At 43.4% G+C, this 23,894-nt stretch carries 22 protein-coding genes and 2 pseudogenes; 8 read left to right on the top strand and 16 right to left on the bottom strand.

The window, feature by feature from the left end; translation table 11 throughout:
* Positions 1 to 86: 86 nt before the first annotated feature.
* The 3 genes from AM228_RS07640 to AM228_RS07650 all read right to left on the bottom strand — a co-directional run bounded on the left by AM228_RS07640 (position 87) and on the right by AM228_RS07650 (position 3,521).
* Positions 87 to 2,252 (bottom strand): EAL domain-containing protein, encoded by a 2,166-nt coding sequence (locus tag AM228_RS07640; protein WP_054465537.1) that lies wholly within the window; start codon positions 2,250 to 2,252, stop codon positions 87 to 89.
* 136 nt (positions 2,253 to 2,388) lie between these two features.
* Complete coding sequence (locus AM228_RS07645) at positions 2,389 to 3,213, bottom strand: A24 family peptidase (RefSeq protein ID WP_054465538.1); 825 nt, start codon at positions 3,211 to 3,213, stop codon at positions 2,389 to 2,391.
* A 41-nt stretch (positions 3,214 to 3,254) separates the two neighbouring features.
* Entirely contained in the window at positions 3,255 to 3,521 is a 267-nt protein-coding gene (locus tag AM228_RS07650; RefSeq protein ID WP_054465539.1) for a hypothetical protein, read from the bottom strand.
* 276 nt (positions 3,522 to 3,797) lie between these two features.
* Between AM228_RS07650 and cydB the strand changes: the two genes are divergently transcribed.
* The 3 genes from cydB (at position 3,798) to hypD (ending at position 7,208) form a co-directional block, all read left to right on the top strand.
* Positions 3,798 to 4,811 carry a cytochrome d ubiquinol oxidase subunit II gene (cydB, locus tag AM228_RS07655; RefSeq protein ID WP_054465540.1) on the top strand — a complete coding sequence of 338 codons (1,014 nt, stop codon included), beginning with the start codon at positions 3,798 to 3,800 and terminating at the stop codon, positions 4,809 to 4,811.
* A gap of 257 nt (positions 4,812 to 5,068) precedes the next feature.
* Positions 5,069 to 6,007 carry an NAD(P)-dependent alcohol dehydrogenase gene (locus tag AM228_RS07660; RefSeq protein WP_054465541.1) on the top strand — a complete coding sequence of 313 codons (939 nt, stop codon included), beginning with the start codon at positions 5,069 to 5,071 and terminating at the stop codon, positions 6,005 to 6,007.
* Between the two features lie 85 nt (positions 6,008 to 6,092).
* Complete coding sequence (gene hypD / locus AM228_RS07665) at positions 6,093 to 7,208, top strand: hydrogenase formation protein HypD (RefSeq protein ID WP_054465542.1); 1,116 nt, start codon at positions 6,093 to 6,095, stop codon at positions 7,206 to 7,208.
* Positions 7,209 to 7,491: 283 nt separating this feature from the next.
* Here the strand turns inward: hypD and AM228_RS07670 are convergent, their stop codons facing one another.
* The 3 genes from AM228_RS07670 to xseA all read right to left on the bottom strand — a co-directional run bounded on the left by AM228_RS07670 (position 7,492) and on the right by xseA (position 9,735).
* Entirely contained in the window at positions 7,492 to 7,863 is a 372-nt protein-coding gene (locus tag AM228_RS07670; RefSeq protein ID WP_197285243.1) for an SH3 domain-containing protein, read from the bottom strand.
* 418 nt (positions 7,864 to 8,281) lie between these two features.
* Positions 8,282 to 8,521 (bottom strand): exodeoxyribonuclease VII small subunit, encoded by a 240-nt coding sequence (xseB, locus tag AM228_RS07675; protein ID WP_054465544.1) that lies wholly within the window; start codon positions 8,519 to 8,521, stop codon positions 8,282 to 8,284.
* Positions 8,522 to 8,550: 29 nt separating this feature from the next.
* Positions 8,551 to 9,735: an exodeoxyribonuclease VII large subunit gene (xseA, locus tag AM228_RS07680; protein WP_054465545.1), complete on the bottom strand. Its 1,185-nt coding sequence runs from the start codon at positions 9,733 to 9,735 to the stop codon at positions 8,551 to 8,553.
* 206 nt (positions 9,736 to 9,941) lie between these two features.
* Between xseA and recA the strand changes: the two genes are divergently transcribed.
* Complete coding sequence (gene recA / locus AM228_RS07685; RefSeq protein WP_054465546.1) at positions 9,942 to 11,027, top strand: recombinase RecA; 1,086 nt, start codon at positions 9,942 to 9,944, stop codon at positions 11,025 to 11,027.
* A gap of 543 nt (positions 11,028 to 11,570) precedes the next feature.
* Here the strand turns inward: recA and minE are convergent.
* The 4 genes from minE to AM228_RS07710 form a co-directional block, all read right to left on the bottom strand.
* Complete coding sequence (minE, locus tag AM228_RS30775) at positions 11,571 to 12,131, bottom strand: cell division topological specificity factor MinE (protein ID WP_082348790.1); 561 nt, start codon at positions 12,129 to 12,131, stop codon at positions 11,571 to 11,573.
* Between the two features lie 24 nt (positions 12,132 to 12,155).
* Positions 12,156 to 12,962: a septum site-determining protein MinD gene (gene minD / locus AM228_RS07700; protein WP_054465548.1), complete on the bottom strand. Its 807-nt coding sequence runs from the start codon at positions 12,960 to 12,962 to the stop codon at positions 12,156 to 12,158.
* A 207-nt stretch (positions 12,963 to 13,169) separates the two neighbouring features.
* Positions 13,170 to 14,099, bottom strand: a complete 930-nt coding sequence (gene minC / locus AM228_RS07705) for a septum site-determining protein MinC (protein ID WP_082348791.1) — start codon at positions 14,097 to 14,099, stop codon at positions 13,170 to 13,172.
* 305 nt (positions 14,100 to 14,404) lie between these two features.
* Positions 14,405 to 14,644, bottom strand: coding sequence for an ISAs1 family transposase (locus AM228_RS07710; RefSeq protein ID WP_054465549.1), 240 nt, complete (start codon positions 14,642 to 14,644; stop codon positions 14,405 to 14,407).
* A gap of 149 nt (positions 14,645 to 14,793) precedes the next feature.
* Here AM228_RS07710 and AM228_RS35000 point away from each other — a divergent pair.
* Positions 14,794 to 15,499 (top strand): annotated as a pseudogene (locus tag AM228_RS35000) (ISAs1 family transposase); the annotation flags it as partial.
* 468 nt (positions 15,500 to 15,967) lie between these two features.
* Here AM228_RS35000 and AM228_RS29375 read toward each other — a convergent pair.
* The 3 genes and pseudogenes from AM228_RS29375 to AM228_RS07735 form a co-directional block, all read right to left on the bottom strand.
* Positions 15,968 to 16,129: pseudogene (locus tag AM228_RS29375) on the bottom strand (reverse transcriptase domain-containing protein); the annotation flags it as partial.
* A 120-nt stretch (positions 16,130 to 16,249) separates the two neighbouring features.
* Positions 16,250 to 16,531: a hypothetical protein gene (locus tag AM228_RS07730; RefSeq protein ID WP_156331613.1), complete on the bottom strand. Its 282-nt coding sequence runs from the start codon at positions 16,529 to 16,531 to the stop codon at positions 16,250 to 16,252.
* Between the two features lie 42 nt (positions 16,532 to 16,573).
* Entirely contained in the window at positions 16,574 to 16,897 is a 324-nt protein-coding gene (locus AM228_RS07735) for a helix-turn-helix domain-containing protein (protein ID WP_054465554.1), read from the bottom strand.
* Positions 16,898 to 17,240: 343 nt separating this feature from the next.
* On the opposite strand from AM228_RS07735, the gene AM228_RS07740 reads away from it, so the two are divergent.
* Both AM228_RS07740 and AM228_RS07745 read left to right on the top strand, forming a co-directional pair.
* Positions 17,241 to 18,680, top strand: a complete 1,440-nt coding sequence (locus tag AM228_RS07740; protein WP_054465555.1) for a DUF2157 domain-containing protein — start codon at positions 17,241 to 17,243, stop codon at positions 18,678 to 18,680.
* A 125-nt stretch (positions 18,681 to 18,805) separates the two neighbouring features.
* Positions 18,806 to 19,477, top strand: a complete 672-nt coding sequence (locus AM228_RS07745) for a GDYXXLXY domain-containing protein (protein ID WP_082348793.1) — start codon at positions 18,806 to 18,808, stop codon at positions 19,475 to 19,477.
* Between the two features lie 337 nt (positions 19,478 to 19,814).
* On the opposite strand, the gene AM228_RS07750 is transcribed toward AM228_RS07745, so the two are convergent.
* From AM228_RS07750 to AM228_RS07755, 3 genes are all read right to left on the bottom strand, one after another.
* A complete protein-coding gene (locus tag AM228_RS07750) occupies positions 19,815 to 20,243 on the bottom strand; it encodes a response regulator (RefSeq protein WP_054465556.1) in 429 nt (142 codons plus the stop codon).
* 192 nt (positions 20,244 to 20,435) lie between these two features.
* Positions 20,436 to 20,672: a hypothetical protein gene (locus AM228_RS32060; RefSeq protein WP_156331614.1), complete on the bottom strand. Its 237-nt coding sequence runs from the start codon at positions 20,670 to 20,672 to the stop codon at positions 20,436 to 20,438.
* 50 nt (positions 20,673 to 20,722) lie between these two features.
* On the bottom strand, positions 20,723 to 21,679 hold the full coding sequence (locus AM228_RS07755) for a DUF3153 domain-containing protein (protein WP_231636693.1): 957 nt from the start codon (positions 21,677 to 21,679) through the stop codon (positions 20,723 to 20,725).
* A 422-nt stretch (positions 21,680 to 22,101) separates the two neighbouring features.
* Between AM228_RS07755 and AM228_RS07760 the strand changes: the two genes are divergently transcribed.
* Positions 22,102 to 23,832, top strand: coding sequence for a Na/Pi cotransporter family protein (locus AM228_RS07760; RefSeq protein ID WP_072160710.1), 1,731 nt, complete (start codon positions 22,102 to 22,104; stop codon positions 23,830 to 23,832).
* Positions 23,833 to 23,894 lie beyond the last annotated feature (62 nt).

A 23,894-nucleotide genomic window follows, 5' to 3' on the forward strand; every position in this document is an offset into this window, starting at 1 on the left:
ATAATACCATGACTCATGTCATTTTTTTGCCCTCGTTCCCAGGCTAGATATGGGGGGAGAACGAGAAAACCATCAACGATTAACCATTAACCATTAACAAATGTTTTCCCAAAATCAAAAGGAGCAGGCTTTGAGATTTCATAGCCTTGAGCATAATCTACACCGATCGCCCCGATTTTATCTAAAATTGCGGCATTTTCCACAAACTCAGCGATGGTTTGCAAATTCATCACCTGCCCAATGCGATTAAAACTTTCCACAATTGCCAGATCGATCTCACTATTGACAAGATTCTTGACAAAACTGCCATCAATTTTCAAATAATCCACCGGAAAATGTTTAATATAATCGAAAGAGTTCAGGCCATGACCAAAATCATCTAAGGCAAAACAACAGCCCAATTGCTTCAGTTCATTAATTAATTTAATGGCTTGGTCAAAATTAGCGATCGCAGTAGTTTCGGTAATTTCCAAACAAATCGTCTGCGGTGGGACTTCCGCTTGCTGTAATTGCTCCTTGAAAAAATCAAGAAATTGCGGCTGATTAATACTAGATCCAGAAATATTCAGCGCATATAAATTATGCGTCTCATCAACCCGGTCAAAATTTTGCTGGTAGTAATGGCGATATTGACTGAAGAAAGTCTGAATGACCCAACGATCTATGGTTGGCATCAATCCATAGCGTTCTCCAGCGGGCAGAAACACTGCCGGGGAGAATAGTTGGCCATTTTCACTTAAGAAACGCAATAAAATTTCATAGTAAATCGGCTTATTTTGACCTTGAATGGGAGTAACTTTTTGATAATAGAGACAAAAGCGATTTTCCTGTAATGCCTGATTAATTTGGACAACCCATTGTCTTTCTTTCCGTTGTCTGACTAACTCATAATCATTATCTTGATAGACTTGAATACAGTTACGCCCTCGGTTTTTTGCCGCATAACAACAGGCATCGGCAATACTCAAAACCGTATTTTTATCTTTGGTATGCTGGTCGATCGCCACTACGCCGATACTCACCCCAATCTTAAAGGTTTTATTCTGCCAATAAAAGCGAAATTTTTCAACTTTTTGGCGATAAGATTCGGCGACTTCAATTCCTTTTTCCAGGGAACATTGATGAAGTAAAAAAGCAAATTCATCTCCGCCTAAACGAGCTAAAGTATCCGTAGACCGGATGCGCTGCTGCAATAATTGAGTCACTTGACGTAATAACTCATCTCCCGCTGCATGACCACAAGTATCATTCACCACCTTAAACTGATCTAAGTCTAAATAGCATAAAATATGGTTGTGTTGCTCATTTTTGGCAGAGGCGATCGCCTCCTCGAGTTCTTGTTCAAATTTCCGGCGATTCATTAATCCGGTTAAGGCATCGTGGCTGGCTTGCCAAGACAATTGACGGGTAAAATTATAGGATTCGGTGATATCCCGAAACACAATCACTGCCCCAATGACATTACCTTGACGATCTTGAATCGGCGCCGCTGAGTCATCAATCGGAAATTCTCGCCCATCCCGCGCTATTAACATCGTATTTTTAGCGAGATTAACTATTTTAACTTGCTCTAACGCCTCAAAAATCGGATTTTCCACGATTTTTTTCGTGAATTCGTTAACAATATTAAAAACTTCAAATAAATGTAACCCTTGAGCCTCTTTTTCATTCCAGCCGGTTAAATATTCGGCCATCGGATTGAGATAGGTGACAAAACCATGAGCATCGGTGGTAATCACCGCATCCCCAATGGATTTTAAGGTGACTTGAGCTAATTCTTTTTCAAAGAATAATGCTTCTTGGGTGCGCTGATGGTCGGCGATTTCTTGCCTTAAAAGCAAATTTTTTTCCTGGAGAATTTTTTGCAGGCGCTGAATGGATAAATGAGTTTCTACGCGGGCTAATACTTCTTCGATTTGAAAGGGTTTGGTGATATAATCCGCCCCACCCACGGCAAATCCCAGGATTTTATCGAAAGTATTCGCCAGCGCACTCAAGAAAATGATCGGAATTTGGGCAGTTTGCTCATCGGCTTTTAATTGACGACAAACTTCATAGCCATCATAATCAGGTAGCTTAATATCCAGTAAAATTAAATCTGTCTCCGCCGCTTTCGCCCCTCTTAAAGCCATTGCCCCGGTTGTACAGGAACGAACTTTATAGCCTTGTCCTTGTAATGTGTCTCTCAGAAGTCGAAGATTATCGGGTAAATCGTCAACGATCAAAATGCTACCTTTAGTACAGGAAGTCATGGTGATATCTCCCTAGGGAATATGGGGAAATTAGCTTAACTTTAGCAGAAACCCGATGAAAAATTACCCTAGGGCAGTCCAAGGGCATTTGATTCAGGGGAAAACCCCTTTCCGTTGGTATTTATTCCCGGTTGGATTAGCTGGGAAAAAATAACCGTAAATAACTGGATAAAATCACATCACCCCAAATGGCGCTGATGGCTCCACCGATCGCCAAAAATGGGCCAAAGGGCATGGGTTGTCGGCGATCCAACCAACCCAGAGCGATCGCCCCTCCGCCGAGAAATGCGCCCATGATACAAGCCAGAAAACCCGCCACGAGCATATATTTCCAGCCCAACCAAGCTCCCATCATAGCCATCAGTTTGGCATCTCCTGCGCCCATTGCCGCTTGTCCAAAGGCGATCGACCCCACCACGCCAATAATATCTAATAACCAAATTCCCAAGACCATGCCGATAATTCCTGGCATCAAATAATCGTGGAGTCCGGCGGCAAAATTCGGGGCTTGCAAAAAACACCGGGCTACCTGAAACCCCAAACCCACAACTAAACCTGATTTCGTGAGGACATTGGGCAGGGTCATGGTATCCAAATCGATCAGAGATAGGGCGAGTAACCAGCTAAAAAATGCCCAATTTGCCACCATGTCCAAGGGAGTCGCCAAAGAAGTTAAGCAAATGAAGACAAATAATAAACCTGTGGCGGCTTCTACCAAGGGATATCGGATAGAAATTGGACTGCGACAGTGGCCACAGCGTCCCCGCAATCGGATCCAACCCCAGACCGGAATATTTTCGGTCTTGCCCAGTTTATGCAAACATTGGGGACAACGGGACGGAGGCCAAAGAATTGATAAGCCAGCAGGCACCCGATAGACGACGACGTTGAGAAAACTGCCAATGGACGAACCCAAGATAAACACGATCGCGATCGCTGGCAAATAGTAGATCCATTCCATGTGAGTTTAAATTTTTCCTGATAAGATGCCCGAATCTTCAATTAATAAAGTCCCGATTCAATTTGCTCAAACGGGACAAAAGATTCAGTAAATAATAAGATCGGTTTGCGTTGGAAAATTAGCTGTCCCCGATAACTCAACCGATCAATTGCCACCCCCACAGGGCGATCCATCCGTTCTCGATGAACTTCTTTATAAGCACGATAAAACAGTCTTGCTGCTCTGAGCAAGGTTGGATCGAGTAATTGGGGTGACTGTGTAGAATAACTCGCCATTTGTTCTGGCCATTGCTGTGCCGCGTTTACCACGGACCCACTCCAATGCTGAAAATTTTCTCGATTGTAGCTGATTTTGTTAATCAGCGATCGCGGTGATGGAATTGCCAGAAAATTACCCCCGTTGCCAAACGTGGCGATCGGGGCAGTATCGCTCTCAAGGATATCCCGTTATAATCTCTATGGAACGTCTGTTTAACCAAAGAGTATCAATGCTCTGGACTATCTACAGTCAGCGTGTTGATCTCTGACCTGTTGGGTCGCCACACTTTCTGCTCGATTTCCTGTTGTGAACTTTTACAAACGCTTATGGAAACCTTAGATCAATTTCTCCCACAAGTTTGGTTTGTCATTTTAGCCTTGTTCCTTTTCCTTTATGTTATGCTGGATGGCTTTGACTTAGGGGTGGGAATTTTATCTCTGACCGCTTCTACGGAAAAACGGCGAGGTATTTTGATGACAAGCTTAAGCAATGTTTGGGATGCGAATGAAACCTGGTTAGTGCTGATGGGTGGTGCTCTTTTTGGCGCTTTTCCCTTGGCATATAGCACTATTCTCAATGCCCTATATATCCCGATTTTGATGATGATTTTCGGGTTTATATTTCGGGCGGTGGCCTTTGAATTTCGCGAACATTCTCGCCGCAAAGTATTGTGGAATTTTGCTTTTGGTGCCGGTAGTTTCTTGGCCGCCCTTGGTCAAGGATTTGCCCTAGGGGGTGTTTTGCAAGGTATTGCCGTTGATGAAGCAGGACATTTTGTGGGCAATACTTGGGACTGGTTAAGTTTGTCTTCTTTGTTGGTGGCGTTGACTTTAATTCAAGGTTACGTTTTAATCGGTTCTACTTATCTGATTCTGAAAACTTCCGGAGAGTTGCAAACTACCCATTTCCGCACTGCCAAAATCGCCGCTTGGACAACATTATTGGGCGCGGGATTAATTACGATTACCACGCCGCTATTTTTTGCCCAAATCCGCGATCGCCTATTTAATCCCCCGCAAGTGTATATTTTTGCCCTGATTCCTTTCTTAGGCATTTTGTTAATCGGTTTATTGATTAATAGCCTGAACCAGCGACAAGAAAAAACCCCGTTTATATGGACAATCGGCATTTTCCTACTCACGTTTTTTGGATTAGCTTTGATTGTGTTTCCCTACATCATCCCCATCCAAATTACTATATATGATGCCGCCGCTGCCACCAGTTCCCTGGTGTTTATGATTGTCTTCATTGGTTTTTTAATCCCGATTATGTTGTTTTACAATATTTATCAATATATTGTGTTCCGGGGAAAAGTCATTACCGACAATTATGGCGATTAAGAGGATTAATTCGCGGTTGGCTAGGTTAGGGGGCGATCGCACCTGTTTTCTTTTGCCAAATTAATCTAATTGATAATTGACAATTGATAATTGACAATTGATAATTGATATTTTTTAGCGATCGATCAATTATGAATTATCAATTGTTAATTAATTGTTAATTATTTTACCCGTTCCCCGTTCCCCGTTCCCAGTTCCCCAACCACCAACCACCAACCATAGAATCCCTACCCACCAACCATCAACCATAAATTATTATGAAAGCAGCCATCATCAATCAATACGGTTCCTCGGAAGTATTACAAATCGCCGAAGTTGCCAAACCTACTCCCAAAAATAATCAAATTTTGCTCAAAGTTCACGCAGCCAGCATTAATCCAATTGATTGGAAAACCAGAAAAGGAATGCTGAAATTTTTAATTAACCAAAAATTTCCCTTAATTTTAGGATTTGATGTGTGTGGGGAAGTGATAGAAATCGGCAGCAAAGTCACCAAATTTAAACCCGGAGATTTAGTTTACGGAATGGTCGATTTTCCCGGTGGGGCTTATGCGGAATATGCAGTAGTTTCAGAAACCGCTGCGGCATTTAAACCGAACAATATGACCGCCGAAGAAACTGCCGCTTTACCTGTTGCTGCCCTAACCGCTTTACAATCTTTACGAGACTTAGGGGGAATTCAGCCCGGACAAAAAGTGCTGATTAATGGCGGTTCTGGAGGGGTAGGTACTTATGCCATCCAAATTGCCAAAGCCTATCAAGCCCATGTCACCGCTGTATGCAGTACCAAAAACTTAGAATTAGTCAAAAGTTTAGGCGCAGATCGCGCGATCGACTATACGCAACAAGATTTTACAATTTCTTCAGAAACTTATGATATTATTTTTGATACAATTGCTCATAAATCTTTAGGAAAATGTAATAAAATTTTACACAAAAACGGAGTTTATATTACCACTTTGCCCATATTACCTTGCTTATTAGAAAGTTTCCTAACTCTGTTATTGCCCGGAAAAAAATGTAAAATTATTTTGGCTAAACCTAGTGGTGAAGATATGGCTACCTTGAAAGACCTGGTTTCTGCGGGTAAACTACGCAGTATTATCGATCGCACCTACCCCCTTTGGCAAATTGCCCAAGCCCATCAACACAGCGAAGCCGGCCATGTAGTGGGTAAGATAGTGATAACCGTCTAGAGAGTAGTTTGCCACCAGGGGCTGGGAGTCCGCGATCGGCGGTCAGCTAAATTTGGCAATAACTAAACATAAAGGATCAAAGATTATGAAATTTGTGGATGAGTACCGAGATGCGAAGGCTGCACAAGACTATGCTCTGGCGATCGCCAAAATTGTCACCAAACCTTGGACAATTATGGAAATCTGCGGCGGACAAACCCACTCGATCGTCAAATATGGCATTGATGAACTTTTACCCAAAGAAATTACCCTCATTCACGGGCCTGGTTGTCCGGTTTGTGTCACTTCTATTGAGTTAATCGATCAGGCGATCGCCCTAGCACAACGTCCAGAAGTTATCCTCTGTTCTTTTGGGGATATGTTACGAGTTCCTGGCACAGAAAAAGACTTGTTAAGTGTAAAAGCAACCGGGGCAGATGTGCGGATCGTGTATTCTCCCGTAGATGCTTTAAAAGTTGCGCGGGATAATCCTGACAAAGAAGTGGTATTTTTTGCTGTCGGATTTGAAACCACTGCCCCAGCCACATCAATGGCCATATTTCGGGCAGAACAACAAGAACTAAAGAATTTCTCCATGTTAGTTTCTCATGTGTTAGTGCCCCCGGCAATGGAAGCGATCTTAGCCTCACCCAACTGTCAAGTTCAAGGCTTTTTAGCGGCGGGTCATGTTTGCACCGTCATGGGTTACACCGAATATTATCCCATTGCCGAAAAATATCAATGTCCCATCATCGTCACCGGATTTGAACCTGTGGATATTCTCCAAGGAATTTATCTTTGCGTGCAGCAGTTAGAAGCAGGGAAAGCCGAAGTAGAAAATCAGTATAAACGTTCCGTAGAAGAACAAGGAAATATTCCGGCTCAACAGTTAATTCGAGAAGTGTTTGAAGTGACTTCACGAGACTGGCGCGGCATTGGGGAAATTCCCCGCAGCGGCTTAAAACTCCGGGATAAATATGGCCAATTTGATGCCCAAAAACGCTTTAATTTGCAGAGTATCCCGTCAGCTTTCGCCGAACCATCACCATGTATTAGTGGGGAAATTATGCAAGGAGTTAAAAAGCCTCATCAGTGTCCGGCTTTTAGCGGCGAATGTACTCCAGAGCATCCTTTAGGTGCGCCGATGGTTTCTTCCGAAGGGGCTTGTGCTGCTTATTATCGCTATCGCCAACAGTCCAATCAAACCTCACAAAAAAGTTAAAGGAGTGGCTTGATTGTGTCTCATCAGAATGCTAAATCATCAGTTTATTAGCCGGGCAGAGAAAAGAAACCGGGTTTTTTCCGAACCACCCACATTTTTGGAAAAAACAGCAAAAACCCGGTTTCTCTAATCCCGATAATAAATTTTGCCGTTAAGTTTGCCGTTAAGTTTGCCGTTAAGTTTGCCGTTAAGTTTGCCGTTAAGTTTGCCGTTAAGTTTGCCGTTAAGTTTGCCGTTAATTTTGTTGATAATTTTGCCGTTAATTTTGCCGTTAATTTTGCCGTTAATTTTGTTGATAAAAATCCCAGCTAGGCAGAATGAAAGCTGAGTGAGAACGCACAAAACAAGATTGATTATTATCGACGATTACTTCTACCCAAGGATCTCGATCCTTATCTAATTTGACTTCGCGGGATGATACCGGAGCAATCTGTGTTAAAAAACGAAATCTTCTGAGAATGTTATAATTAGTCCCCGGCCCTTGACGACAATTTAAACCGTTGGGATCTCGGTCAACCACCCGCCAAGATTGCCAGTTTACATTTCTAAAGTTTCCCCGATTATCCGGTTGTGGCTGTGCATGAACCCCAAAGGAAGTGGTGGTGATGGCTGAGGAGATCGCGATCGCGAAAATATTTCTCAACATCTTAGACATCTCCTAAATTAATTTGCTACGGCTGAATAGCACTTTCATTCATTCACAGCCGCCATCAATCAGGAAGGTGAGAGAGAAAATAAGAGAGAAAATCTTTGCCTTACAGCAGTTTTCAGATTGGTCAACCACAAATATCCGTAGGGGCGAAGGAAGGATTCCGGCAGTCTAAGGGCACGATCTTTCCGGCAGTTAATTTATTGCTTAAAATATTAATTTAACTGCCGGAAAGATCGTGCCCCTACTGCTTAAAATTTTGATATTTGATGGTTGACGGTGGACTGTTCACAGACAACGGGCAAACGAGGACTAGGAACTAATGAGCGATCGCCAAAAAGAAAGCAGAAATAACTAGGGACTAAGGACTAAGGACTAGGAACAAATAACCAAGGACAAAAGCCATAAGTGGTTGGTTAAAAAATTAAAATTCTGCCTCATCTTCTAAGGTTTCAATTAATAAATTCATTTGCTTTTTTTTCTCGGACAAAAAAACCTCGCATTCCTGTAACGCTGCTACAGCCCAGGCAAATTTATCAAAGACTTCCGCCAGGTCTAACTGGCCTGATTCAATTTCATCAATAATCGTTTCTAGGTTAGCTACGGTAGCTTCATAATTCCAATTTTTAGCTTTAGCGGACTTGGTAGTAGTAGATTTTTTCATAGGGCGTTACTATTAGCTGTACTATTCATTTAATCAGATAAAATTTCGGTAATTTTAACTTTAATCTGTCCTTCGCCTAACTGAATGATTAACCCTTGATCTAAGGATAAATCAGCGGTAGACCGGGCAATTGCCCCAGCTTCGGTTTTGGCGATCGCATAGCCGCGTTTTAACACCGCATTAGGGTCAAGGGCAGCCAATTTTTGCCGCAATAAATCACAGGTTTGGTCAGCTTTTTGCAAACTGCGGCTAGTTTGGGGAAGCTGAAGCAGGCGCGATCGCATAAAGGCTAAATTTTCCCTAGCCTCTTCCCACTGTTGTGTCACGGAACGATAAAGCGCCGTCATCCGCTGACGATGTTCCGCCTCCAGAACCCGGAAACTGGGCACGGCAATTTCTGCCGCAGCGGTCGGGGTGTGAGCGCAAACATCCGCCGCTAAATCCGCCAAAGACTGATCTCGTTGATGCCCAATGCCTGTAATCACCGGAATCGAACAATCAGCGATCGCTCGCACCACTCTTTCATCATCAAAACAGACCAAATCCTCCGTAGCGCCACCACCTCGCGCCAAAATCAACACCTCAGCGCGACCATCTGCCTCAACCCGCTGAATCGCCTGAACAATCGAACTTGGGGCTTGTTGACCCTGAACCGTTGCCGGGGAGAACAAGACCTCTAACCCTGGATAGCGTTGGCTGAGAGTTCGTTGAATATCGCCCCAAGCGGCGGCTTGCGGCGAAGTCACCACCGCAATGGTTTGGGGATGAACTGGCAAAGGTCGCTTTTTCTCCGGGTCAAACAACCCCTCTGCTTCCAGACGCGATCGCAGTTGGCGGTAACGCAACGCCTGCAACCCTTCTCCGGCTGGCAACGCTTGCCAAATCGTCAACTGATAATCTCCCCGCTGGGGATAAAGGCGAATACTGCCCAAAACGAGCAACTGTTCCCCAGTCACAGGCTGTTGCACCAACTTTCCCCGCTGACTATTCCAAGTCACACAGCGAATGGCAGCCCCCTCATCTTGCAGGGTAAAAAATATCCCACTGGCATGATGTCGTGTACTTGACACCTCTCCCATCACCCAAATTTGGCGTAAAAGCGGATCCTTCTGTAAAACTGCCTGAATATAAGCAGTCAATCCAGACACCGACACCACGGAGATATCGGCTAGATCCGCATCGGCAAGTTGAAAATCGGGCAAATCGGCAGTCATAAGCAACGAGTCAGCAGCGATCGCGACGAGCAGTCAGAGGTTTAATTTACCAGAAAACTTAGTTGACTTAAAAGTCAATATATCCTATAGTGGGTTTAAAGCCCGGAGAGAGCAATCCTAGGGCTTTTCCTTGCTGACCACAAATTTTCAGGCAAGCAAGCTAAAATAAAAGCTCTCGAAAACCCTGACAACTCTTGAGGCTAGGCATGGCTACTCAAACCTCTACGAATAGCGAAAAAGACAAAGCCCTGAAAATGGTGCTGACCCAGATTGAGCGAAACTTTGGCAAAGGCTCAATCGTGCGCCTGGGAGACGCCACCCGGATGAAAGTGGAAACCATCCCCAGTGGAGCCTTGACCCTGGATTTAGCCCTGGGAGGCGGCTTACCAAAAGGGCGGGTGATTGAAATTTACGGCCCTGAGAGTTCGGGTAAAACCACCGTCGCACTCCATGCCATCTCCGAAATTCAAAAATCTGGGGGAATTGCCGCGTTTGTCGATGCGGAACACGCTCTCGACCCGACTTATGCCGCTAACCTGGGCGTGGATATTGAAAATTTACTCGTTTCCCAACCAGATACGGGAGAAATGGGTTTAGAAATTGTGGATCAACTGGTGCGATCGACCGCTGTAGATATTGTAGTGATCGACTCTGTGGCGGCGTTGGTGCCTAGGGCAGAAATCGAAGGACAAATGGGAGAATCTCAAATAGGCTTACAAGCCCGTTTAATGAGCCATGCCCTCAGAAAAATTACTGGAAATATTGGTAAATCTGGTTGTACGGTGGTATTCCTCAACCAACTCCGGCAAAAAATTGGCGTCACCTATGGGAATCCAGAAGTGACAACCGGAGGACAAGCCCTGAAGTTTTATGCTTCTGTCAGATTAGATATCCGCCGGATTCAAACCTTGAAAAAAGGCTCAGAAGAATATGGAATTCGGGCAAAAGTGAAAGTGGCGAAAAATAAGGTTGCGCCCCCGTTCCGCATTGCCGAATTTGATATTTTATTTGGTAAAGGGATTTCTCGCTACGGCTGTATTTTGGATCTGGCCGAAGAAACTGGCGTGATTACTCGCAAAGGTACTTGGTATAACTACAACGATAATAACATTGGGCAAGGACGGGATAATGCCTCGAAGTATCTCGAAGAAAATCCCCAAATGGCGGCAGATGTTGAGAAAAAAGTGCGCGAACAATTAGAACTGGGTGCCCTGGTTTCTGCTAATTCCGTGGGACATCCTCACGATGAGGATTCTGCGGAAGAATATTCTGAAGAATATTCTGAAGATTAATGCCGATTAGAGGTTAATAAATCTCTGATAAATCAGCACAAAACCTCGGCTTCATTGTCGAGGTTTTTTTGGGCGCGATCGCATCCCCCACATTTAATTTATTGACTGCTAAATCATCATCGATTGTGTAGTTTATAGTAATTTTAAATTTAAATGAGACATTTAATCGTAGTAGGGGCGGTTCGCGAACCGCCCCTACATACGCCCCTACATAATTAATAATTGCGCGAACCGCCCCTACATAATTATATTAATCTTAATTGCAATAACTATAATATCTATTTCATCTATTTCCCGGATTATTTCCCGGATTATTTCCCGGATTATTTCCCGGATTATTTCCCGGATTATTTCTCGGATAATTTCTCGGATAATTTCCCACCATTGAAATAAAATTTCGCTGGTGAAATCCAGAGAAACAGGGATTCTCCCTCCCAGAGATTGATACACGCGGTTGGCAAAATAGACCCGCCCCGCAGAAAATGCGCGTTAGGATCTCAAAGGTTTCTCACTTCCGGTCGTTCGATCAATTTTTGGTTCTGATTAATCCCGGTCTGAATCTGGTTTTTTTTCTAGTTGTTTTGGCTCTAAATTTATATTGGGATTGGCTTCTAATCCTAATTGTAATTTAAGTTCAGGTGTGGACTTAGATGCCGTTTCTAGTTCGGCATCGATTTCCGATTCAGAATCAATGTCTAGATCGTTTTCCAGATCTATTTCCGATTCAATTTCCGGTGCTGATAGAGGAGAAATTAAGTCTCCATCGGCTGTAAATTGAGGGTAATTTGACGGCAAATCTAAGGACATTCCAGATTTAGATTTTGCCGAAGATTCTACCTGTGTTTTCATTCGCCGAATGGGAAAATTGGCAATCAACGCCGTGGCGCGATCGCTATTTTCCAGGGATAAATTAAATCCTTCGGAGTCTAATTCTACATATCGAGAAACCACTTCCAGGATTTCTTGTCGCATCGCCTCAAAGGTATCTGGAGTGATATCAGCGCGATCGTACGCCAACACCAGTTTGAGGCGGCGCTTGACTTCTAGGCGACTACTGTCAGGCCCAGATCGAGGAAACAATCTTTCGAGAAGTTCGCTAATCATGTAGCTTGCAAAAATGGTAGAGGCTTACATTATTTTGGTAAAGAACAATTTGCGGATGCGGGAAAAGAAGTTGTCTGAAGGTAGACTTAAATCTAATAACTCTACTTTTTCTCCTTCTAAACGACGGGCAATATTATCAAACGCTTTGCCAGCGAGTGTTTGCTCCTCCCCTAATACTAAGGGTTCCCCACGATTGGTAGAAACAATCACCCGTTCATCATCTGGAATCACTCCAATCAGAGGAATAGCCAGAATTTCTTGGACATCCGCTACTGACATCATGTCATTAGCTTCTACCATTTGTGGTTTAAGTCGATTCACAATTAAATGAATTTGCCGCACTCCGTGGGCTTCCAGCAAACCAATCACCCGGTCAGCATCACGCACTGCGGCAATTTCCGGCGTGGTGACAATTAAGGCTTCTCTCGCGGCGGCGATCGCATTTTGAAACCCCTGTTCAATTCCCGCCGGTGAGTCAATCAGCACATAATGATATTTCTGCAACAGTTGCTGAACAATCTGTTTCATTTGATCTGGGGTCACGGCATCTTTCATGCGATTTTGTGCTGCGGGCAGAAGTGCGAGTCCCGGTTGACGCTTGTCTTTAACCAAGGCTTGTTCTAACCGACATTGACCGGCAATCACTTCTACCGCTGTGTAAACGATGCGATTTTCTAACCCAAGAAGTAAATCAAGATTTCTTAGGCCAAAATCAGCATCGATTAAAGCTACTTTGCGACCTCGTTTAGCCAGTGCCATGCCGAGATTCGCTGTAGAGGTGGTTTTTCCCACCCCGCCTTTACCAGAAGTGATGACAATAATGCGACTCATAAATAAAATTGACTATGAGATTGCGGGTGAATGGATGGGTTATTTTTATTTACCAGCGATAAAGCTGATCAGAGTTGGACTGCCGATTTAGTTAATCGATTGGTAGCCGATTTACTTTACCATAGTGTGCTGCGTTGGTCCGAGGAACACTTCGGACTCAACCGAGAAATTTTGGTGTTTTTAACAGGGAAAGAGCAGAAATAGCAGTTATAATTCCGTTGCCGAGGAAGAAGATTTGGCAAAATCCAGAGCTCCAGCGATGCGAATACCCTCTGGGGATACATACGCCACTTCTGGATAGAATTCCGGGGGACTTTCTGGAGAACGGGCAACATAATCGCCAATTCTAATTTGGGTGGGCTCCATTTCCAAGGCCATAATGATTGATTCATTATTGCCCCGCGCTCCTGCATGGACAATGCCCCGCAAACGGCCCCAGACTAAGATATCTCCATCAGCGACCACGGAACCCCCCGGATTGACATCCCCGCGAATCACCACGGTTCCTTCATGGCGAATTTCTACCCCAGAACGAATGGTCGTTTCTAGATAAAGAGGATCGGCGAGGGCTTGGACTGGGGCATTGTTGCTGGGATTAAAGGCCGCTAGGTTGATGCGCTGTTCGACGGAATAGCCAGCGGTTGCCGCTGCCACAGCGGTTTGACGGCGAGCAGTGTAAACCCGACTGAGGTTTAATTGCACTTCAGAAAGGGCATCGGCGATCGCCTGCAATTGTCGCACATCTAGCAACCGATCCTGAGCCATCAAATAGACGGAGGTATTGGCTTGCCAGAAGCGATCGCCCCCATTTAATCGGTGTTTTAGGGCTTGCCACATCTCCATCCAATCATTCAATGGTGTATCGCCATCTTTTGCTCGGATTTCTCGGGGCAGAATTAGCAAGAGTTTTCCATCCTTGGTGGTAAATCGAGGCTGCAAGTTCGGATCGATCGCAATGAAGAAATCTGGCTCCTCCGCTGATTTATCCTCAGTCACTTGCTCCTCCGTCGAGGAGGTCTCCGGTTGCTCCAGTTCTTTCTCTGGAGGGGTTTCGGCAGAGATGTTGGTGGCTGGGATGTTGGTAGAGTTTTCCTGGGAAATGGTTTCCGACAATGGAACAGAAGTATCAGAAGTCATGCGGCAAACACAGGCGCATTAAGGCTTTGAATAGTTTAACAAAATTATAGACATACCTAGACAAAAATTGAAAACTCTTTTTGATTTATAGGAGAATATCCGCTATGAGGCGGAAACGAAATGCAGCTAGTCGAGAGGCATCTAATCAAGAAGACACATGAGGATTGGCAAGAATGCGATTCTTTATGCTTTAAAGCCAAGAATCTTTACAACCTCTGCAACTACTACATAAGGCAACGGTTCTTCGAGACTGGCAAGGTCTGGCCTAATACTAAGTTGTATCACTTGGTAGCCGAATCTTATGCCTATAAACATTCGATATCTTCCCACCCCTGATCACCGCCAATCACAGCTAAAATAGCAATGACTAAAATATCTTTAAGGTTGTGTTTTTGGGTTCTTGCCACTCTCGGATCGGGAACAGAAGCTACATAATTTAATAAATTGGCTTGGATTTCGTTTAGAGAAGTTAAGGTTGGTTGGTCAGATATTCTAGGTTGAGGGGGTTGAGGAAGTTGATCTGCCGATGCAAAACCCTTTGTCATTGCCTTTGACTCCGTTTCAAATTGATTGACTATCACTGAGATTCAAATTCAAAATTGATTATAGGTTTAACTTCGGTGACTCGAACCCATTACATATTTTGACAAATTTATCAAGGACATTTTTTACTAAATTAGATGAGCTTACCCTGAGTGAACAACGTCTAGTATTAGCGCAAGTCAAAGTCGAAGACCATTAAACATGAAATTACTGCAAATTACTGCAATTCCCGCTCTATTGGCATTATTAGATATTCAAGAGGCAATTATTACCATTGATCCGATGGTAACCCAGACTGATATTGTCCGACTCCTTAGAGAGAAAAAAGCCGATTATGTGTTGACACTCAAAGGGAATCATCCAACTCTTTACACCCAAGTAAAAAACTGGTTTATCCAGGCTCAAAGCAACCATTTTGAATGCCTTGATGTTAGTTATGTATGACCAACGCATTGACAAAGGGCATCATCGTGTTGAAAAGCGTCACGTTTGGGCTGTACCACTGTCAGCTTTTGGTGGTCTTTATCAACAGGAGCAATGGGAACGGACTTCAATGTGTCGTCATGGTTGAGAGAGTCCGTCATCTGTGGAACAAAACTACTCGTGACGTTCACTTTTATCTGTCTTCTTTACCTGCTGATGCCCAACATCTTGGTCGTGTGATTCGCCAGCACTGGGGCATTGAAAATCAAGTTCACTGGACAATAGACGTTACTTTTAAAGAAGATCAATGCCGGATCCGCTTTGGTCATAGTCCTCGTAATTTCGCCTTTCTCAGACGTCTGGCTCTTAATCTCCTTAATCAAGAAAAAACTTTCAAGAGCAGTGTGCGTCAAAAAAGTAAACGGGCTTCCATGAAGATGAGTGCCATATGTGGTGGGGATATCTGTGTAGGTATGTATGGGGTAAAACAGACGAACGGATTTCAGTCCCCATCACGAATGAGAGACAGAAGCAGACCTACTATGGAGCGGTGGATTTATATACCCAGCAGTGTCTAATTCAAGTCGTTAAGAAGGGGAATTCTGAGTCAGGCGATAGCCTTCATTAAATATTTGTTAGACCAATATCCTCAGAGTAGGATTGCCATCATTTGGGATGGTGCAACGTATCATCGTTCTCAGGCCGTCAAAGATGATCTAAAGTCGGTCAATCAAGAACTCGATGAATCTCACTGGAAAGTGACTTGTATTAGCTTTGCTGCCAATGATCCAACTCAGAATCCCATTGAGGATATTTGGTTTGAAGCGCTTGGTGTGTCTTCCTGAGTGGTTGTTTCTGAACTTGTTGAAACATTGTTCAATTGCATCTTGGCAGCTTCTTCAGGGTCTGAAGCCATAGGAGTTTGCTTCAAACACGGCTTCCCATTCAGGTTCCATTACATTTTTGACTATTGCTTGTGCGACTCTATCCTTGATGGTGGGAATCCCTAGAGGACGTTTCTTGCCATTGGATTTGGGTATATATACCCGTTTTGTGGGTTTTGCTGAAAGGCATCACAGCAATTCTCATTTTGGAAATTTAACTGCTAGCTCGTTGAGTCCTTTCTGTGAGGGCTAGGGGTGGAAATCCCTATAAGGTTCGGAACCTTGTTTCAAATGACCATTTCAGGTCGCGCCCGTGTGAACGAATCGCACTGAACTTTTCAAAGTAATTGTTTCCCCCGGCAATTGCCATCCATAAGGGATAACAGGAGTCAGGCTAAACCCAACTTCATCTAAATACCTTAAGTCTATGTCGCCTTTTTCATCAAGGTTTTTTAAGACTGATAATTTTTCTAGCTTCAGATCATATTCCCACTCAAAGGGTGACCCGTTGAGACTTATGATCATTCTTTTCCTGGTCATGCCGAATTCTTTTACCACTTTTTTTAGGGTAGATTTACTCACTTTGATTCCCCAGGATTCTTCTACCTGATTTATCACTTTTTTTCAAGTTTTCGGCTCCGACTTCACCCACTCTTTCACTTGTTCCTTTTGGGATGATGACAACTTGGGTTTTCTGCCTCGGCCTGCCCGGTCATACAATCCTACTAATTTTTGAGTTTCCCACTTCTGAAACCAATAGTGTATGGTACGGCGGCTGACTCCGAATATGTCGATGAGTTGCTCTCTCCTGAAACCGCTAAAACTTAATAGAATACAATGGGCTCGGGCTCGCACTTGAGTCCGCTTGCTTTCTTGATAAATTCTTTCTAGAAGTCTTTGGGTTTCTGGACTTAAATTCTGAATAAATCTCACTTTAGTACCAAGCACCGGTGGATTTTCCCTATGCTATTATACACGAATCACAAACAATGTGCAATTTATTTTACACCAGTGCTTATCAGCCGCTTAAACTGAGCATTAACACCGTCGATCGCGGTGCTTGATGCGTGTGGTAGTAGGGGGCAATTTATCAACTGTCCCACAGCCAACGGAACCAAAATTCAGTTGTGTTACAAAAAAGTTGTTCGTTCATATCCCAGTTGATTAACTGGCATATCATCAACGGAATTAGCCACCGGGGGTCCAGAATCCCCAATAGATCGGGAGGCTGATTCATTTTTCCTTTAAGACTTTTTTCCTTTGAGACTTCTCTTTAAGGCTAGTTTTGATTATGGTTTCAGAAAAATTTCGCCATGAATTACGCAAAGAATCTCAGCAATGGCAAGCGGAAGGATTGATTAGTTCCCGGCAATATGAGGAATTATCCCAACGCTATAGATTTAATCAGTTAGACTCCGCCGCCAGCGATCGCTTTATTAGTATCTTAATTGGTTTAGGATGTATTCTCCTGGGTTTAGGGGCGATCACATTTGTCGCCGCAAATTGGCAAGATTGGTCACGAAACTTTCGGGTTATATTACTGTTGGCCGTATTTTTGACCGTGAATATCAGCGGCTTCTATCTTTGGCGACAACCGACCCGTAACCCTGGAAAAAAACGCTTGGGTCATGGATTATTACTGTTCGGGTCGCTAATTTTAGGGGCAAATATAGCCCTAATGTCCCAGCTTTTTCACCAAAGCGGCCCCATTTACGAGCTATTTTTATATTGGTCATTAGGTGTCTTACCAATGGCTTTTGCTCTCCGGTTAACTTCTTTAGGAGTTTTCGCCCAAATTCTCCTGGGAATCAGCTATTTTTCAGAACTGACAGATTACGGTCGAATCGAAGAGTTTGGTTTCTCGCAAATACTGATAAATCATTTGCCGATCGCCCTCAGTTTATTATTTGTTCCGTTAGCTTATTGGTGTGGTTCGCGGGTAATTTTTGCCTTAGCCAGTATTGGCATTACCCTCAGTTTTATGATCGGTATTAATCCCTTTGCCTTGGGTACGAACGGCGGGGGTATTTTGGCCGCGATCGCCTTTACTATACCGCCCGCTTTATTATGGGGTTATCGCGATGATTTATGGAAATTTACCAGAATCTGGATCGCCAGGATGCCTGCTTTAAATGAATATTCTTTTCAGGCCATTTCACGAGCGATCGCCCTTTGCTTTTTCGCCATATTTTTATATTTCTTTTCCTTTCACGGAGTTTGGGATCGTTGGTTGTGGAGTGATCCTAGTGTCACAGAAATCGAAAAGTTTCGCCAATTTTTACCCGATGTATTCTTGTTGAGCGTCTTTGCCTTCATGGGATGGCTGCAAATTTTCAAACAGCCTCAAAATCTGAATCCATTTCAGACCCTTAACATTAACAATGGGATGATTCTCATATTGATGAGCGTCATCAATATCTTATTGATCGTCCACCTGAATATTACGCCGATTCTGCCAATTGCCACCATCGCCATTAACATTTTATTAGCCTGGTTCGCTATTGGGTTAATTCGGGATGCCTTAACCTTAGTCAAACGCACAACCTTTTGGTATGGCATGGTGCTGTTAGTCTTGCAAATTACCAGTCGGATGTTTGAATATGACACAGAATTGCTGTTAAAAGCCATCGTCTTTGTTATCTGTGGTGTGGCCATTATTGCGGCGGGTTTGTGGTTTGAACGTCAGCTTAAAGCCGCGAAAGCTAAAGCATCTTTACCTGAATCAATTTAGGAAAAATGGATAAAGGGGAATATAGCAAAAATTATTTATAGTCACATTCCCCTATATTTTTCCATGTTTTTTCCAACAACAACGATTAATTCATTTTTGTCAAATTCGTTAAAGGAATTCAGCCCATGATATCACCGAAAGAAAATCACCAAAATCCTGAATCAGAACCCAAAGAATATCAGCCAATTGCTGAGGCTAAAAATTCTGGAAAATGGTGGAAATTCGCCGTAATCCTGGTATTACAAACCGGATTAATTTTAGCGGTTCCCGCTCAAGCGGTTTATACTCATTTAACCGGAACCACAGTTATTTTGGAAACTAGACCCGTCGATCCTTACGATCCGATGCGGGGTTACTACCAAACTTTATCCTATAAAATTTCTGATACCGATACTTTGAAGAAGTTACCCGGTTGGGAAGAAATCACCCCGCAGAGAAATTATGCCGCCAATTATCAGTCAAACTCTCAGACTTTTTATATTGTGATGGAACAACCAGCAAATCCAAAAAGCACCCTCACGCCAAGTCCTTGGCAACCGATTAAAATTAGTCGCGATCGCCCCCAAGATTTGGCCGCGAATCAAGTGGCTATCCAGGGAGAATATATCAATGAATGGCAGATTCTCTATGGCATAGAAACTTATTATATGCCCGAAGACCAAGGAGAAAAAATTAATAATGAAATTGCTCAAGCTCAACGACAACCACAGGCTTTTGTAGTGGAAATTAAAGTGGATCGATCGGGGAATTCGGTGCCTGTCAGTTTGTGGGTGCGCGATCGCAACTATAAATTTTAAAATTAGCTAAAATCAGCTAAACTCAGCTAAACTCAGCTAAACTCAGCTAAAATCAGCCAATCATATGAAGTCTTATGAAGTCATAATTAAGCAGCCGCTAGAGGCGATCGCTAAATAAGATTAAAATAGGGTTTGATTGGCTTGAGATATTCTGGAGGCGCGACCCTCGCTGAATTGCTGAATTAATTAGTTTTTGCCCGTTGATTAGTTTTTGCCCGTTGATTCACGGGAAAAAATAGGTTAAAAATAGCTTAATTTGGCTGAAGTGGGTCGGCCTCTATAAAGCCGAAGATAGAATAGCCGATAGAGAATCGCTGGTGATGTTAAATCTCTCAAATTATTTGATCTTTGACCGTTGCTCCACTGTCTCTTCAGAATTCGCATGAATACTCAGAAAAGTTTTCACCACTTGACACAACTGTTCACTTTGAAACGGTTTGGTTAAATACTCCGTGGCTCCGGCTAATCGTCCCTGCACTTTATCAAACATTCCATCACGGGCGGTTAACATAATAATCGGCAGTTCTTGAAACTGTGGAATGTTACGCACCGTGCGACAGAGTTCAAGACCGTCAATTCCTGGCATGGTTACGTCGAGCAATAATAGTGCAATCTGATCGTGGTAAATAATTGATAAAGCGTCCACGGCGTTATCGGCGACCAGCACCCGATATTCACTGGATAAAGCCCTTTTTACCAGGTCTTGCATCACTGGACTATCATCTACCGCTAAGATTGTCGGGCTTTGATTCTCATTTGACGACATTTTTTCCCTCCAGTTTTACTTTCAAAGTACCCTGACTGCAAAATTTGTTGATTCAGTTTTGATTCTGACAACGGTTTTGTTTATGTTGGCATCTAGTTGGCATCTAGTTGACATCTCACTCCAGTTTGTCTGAATTATGGTTTTTTTCTAGGAAATCTACCAGACTCCTACTATCACTTTAGCTTATTCTCGTCAACAGTTGCGAAGGTTCCCAATTAATATTACCGCCATCAATACTACCGTCATAAATATTCCTGAGACGATCGCCTGGCGGTGGGTTCCGGTTGCAGTCCGGGAAAAAAGCGATCGCGGCTTTCCCTGGATCCTTTGTTTGATGGGGGCGATCGCTTCAGGATCCGACAGGGACTTAAGTCCCTGTCGGATGCGAAACTTGACGTTAAGCCTGCCCCCGCGAGGGGGGGTTGACACCAATGCCAAGCGGAACCGCCCCTCGATCGGTAGGGTGCGTTACGCTGCCGCTAACTCACCCTACCGATCGAGGGGTTGCTTAAGTCCTGTTCTGGTTTTGAAGCGATCGCACCAGAGTTGGGGTCTTCTGTTGACCGTTCCTCTGTTGACCCCTGTGGGGGTGACAACAGATTTTTCGCATACATACTGATGCCAATAAATAAAGCAATCATTCCCGCCCCAATACCAATCGGACTTGGCACCCAGAAAGTCACCTCAATATGGTTCAGTTGTCCTGGTTGTAAATGCCAAATAAAGGTTTTTCCCTGGTCTATAATTTCGGGAATTAGCGGTGCATTTTGACTTATTTTTGCTTCTAATTCACTCTCTGGAGTAACGGCAGCATCGGTAATAACTTCACCTCCCCAAGGAGTTTGCAACGCAAATTTTAAATCCAGCAAAGCCCCTGGGCTAATTAACAGGTTACCATTGGTAGAAATGACACCGAGCGATCGCAAATCCAAATCATAAATTAAGCGATTCCGCAAAGCAAACAACCAATTATTTTGGGTCACGGTCATTGCTGCGGAAATTGGCGGCAGGTCTGGGTCTAATTCTTTTTTCGCTCCAGAACCCGGTTGACCACCGGGATTCATAAATTGATTAATTTTATCGGCTAATTCAACCCCATTATTAAACGGAATCTTTACCACAATTTCTTGGTCAGAAATTTTCTGAGTTTTTCCGCCTAAATCACGAGTACGCCGCTTAATACTCTCTAGCCATAATCTAGCGGTTTCGCTGCTAAATGAACTCAGCCGTTCTCCAATTTGAATATGTTGAATAATCTCCCCATGAGTTTGACTGGCAAAATTAATTCCTAAATCATATTTAACACAGCCACTCAATAGCATTAAACTACAAGCCATAAGCATCACGACTAAACTCCGGGACTGTCTGAATGATCCACGCAGTTTTTTACTCAAGTCTGTCATCGGATTTAACCCTAACATGATTGTTTCTTTCAAATTATTATCTCCTAATTATCTCCTAATTCTTTCCTGATTCTCTCCTGGAAAAATTGCCCTCTGAGTGAGCGATCGCCCTCCCAGGTATCAATCACAACTAAGTCTATTTTAAGACCGATGATGTCTAATCTGGTTTTATTGTTATAAATAATAACATATCTGTTATATAGGATAAAATCAAGCCGGTTTTTCCGGTTGACTATTTTCGGCGGAATGCTGACCCCCGATCCGGGCATTCTCCCGACCCCAGAGAAATCAAAAATTTTAACCAGCTTTAAACAGGAAAAAAGTGACTTAGACAACTGGGGATCAACTAAAAAATGTTTTTAATTGATTTTATAAAAGAGTTAATATTAAATAAGTAGACCATTAAAAGTTTAATGGCTTTTAATGGCTTAATTTTCTCTGAAGGTTGACAAAAAATGACAGTCACAAACACAATTAGTCTTTTAGAACTCGGTAAAATTACCGTGGGTCTTTGTGGAGGTCTGGCCTTTTTTCTCTATGGACTGGAACAAATGACCGAGGCATTAAAACAAGTTGCCGGTAAATCCATGAAGCTTATGCTGGCTAAACTGACCTCGAATCATTTTAATGGCTTGATGGTGGGAGCATTTGTCACCGCTGTGATCCAGTCCTCAACGGTGACAACGGTTTTGGTAGTGGGTTTTGTCTCTGCTGGTTTGATGACGATGCCCCAATCCATTGGGGTGATTATGGGGGCGAATATTGGCTCCACGATTACCGCTCAAATTATTGCTTTCAATATTACTCGTTCCGCCTTAGTGTTTTTTGCCCTGGGTTTTGGTTTGCAACTGATTTCTAAACGACGATACTTTCGCCTGTATGGTGTTTTGTTAATGGGCTTAGGTCTGATGTTTTATGGGATGGAGTTAATGAAGATCGCCACAACTCCACTTCAGACTTATCCCCCGTTTATTGAATGGATGCAGCAAGTGCAAAATCCTTGGTTGGGCATAACTTTGGCGGCGGTTTTTACGGCGTTAGTGCATAGTTCGGCGGTGACAACTAGCTTGGTGATTGTGCTGGCTAGTCAAGGTTTATTGAGTCTGGAAGCCGGAATTGTTTTAGTGTTTGGCGCAAATATTGGCACTTGTGTCACGGCAACTTTGGCATCATTGGGCAAACCTTCAGCGGCTTTTCAGGCAGCGATCGCCCATGTGTTGTTTAATACTTTGGGTGTGATTCTCTGGATTGGGTTTATCGACCAACTAGCTGATGTAATTCGCTGGATCACTCCGGTTTCATCATCCTTGGAAGGTATGGGTAAACTGGCGGTAGAAACGCCCCGACAAATTGCTAATGCCCATACTTTTTTTAATGTGGCAAATGCATTTATTTTTATTTGGTTTGTCCCGCTTTTCGCTAGGTTTTTACAATGGTTAGTCCCCGATCGCTCTCTGGAGAAAGCACAATGGCAACCAAAATATCTGGATGACCTTTTGCTGACTACCCCAGCTTTGGCCTTAGATCGGGTGCGTTTGGAGTTAGCTGAACTGGGAAAAATTACCCTTCAGATGGTGCGGAGTTCCCTGCAAACCGTTGAGCAAGGAAACAACGATCAGGTGACAGCCCTGAGAACGATGGATGATGATGTGGATCGACTCCATGAGGCGATCGTTGCTTATTTAAGTCAGCTAAGTTTACAAAGGTTAGTCCCGCCCCAATCTCAGTTAATCTCAATGTATTTGGATATTGCCGGTTATATTGAAAATATTGGCGATACCATTGAGACAAATATGGTGGAACTGGGTTATCAGCGGCTGCGCCATGAGATTAAATTAAGTGATTCGACGCAACAGGTTTTAAAGTCACTGCATGAGGAGGTTTGTTTAGCGGTGGAACAGGCGATCGCCTCTGTGGTTTCTGGCGATCAAAAATTAGCCGCCGAAGTTGTGGCTATGAAGCCGCATATTAATCAGTTAGCTGACCAAGCTCATCATCATCTAGCGATGCGTTTAAAAGCTAACCAATCTAATGGCTTAGTAGCATTTCGCGTCGAATCCGATTTTATTGAATATTTGAAGCGATTATTTTATTTTGCCAAGCGAATCGCTAAACTGATGGCGGAAATGAATGTAGAAATTAATGGTAATGGTCAAACCCATTATGATTTAAAGCTTGATTTTTAATCCCCAGCAAATCTGGGTTGATTAACCCGGATTTGCTATCAGATGGGCAAAATATTGCCAAT

The organism is Planktothricoides sp. SR001 (assembly GCF_001276715.1).
In the GTDB taxonomy this organism is placed as follows: Bacteria; Cyanobacteriota; Cyanobacteriia; order Cyanobacteriales; family Laspinemataceae; genus Planktothricoides; species Planktothricoides raciborskii.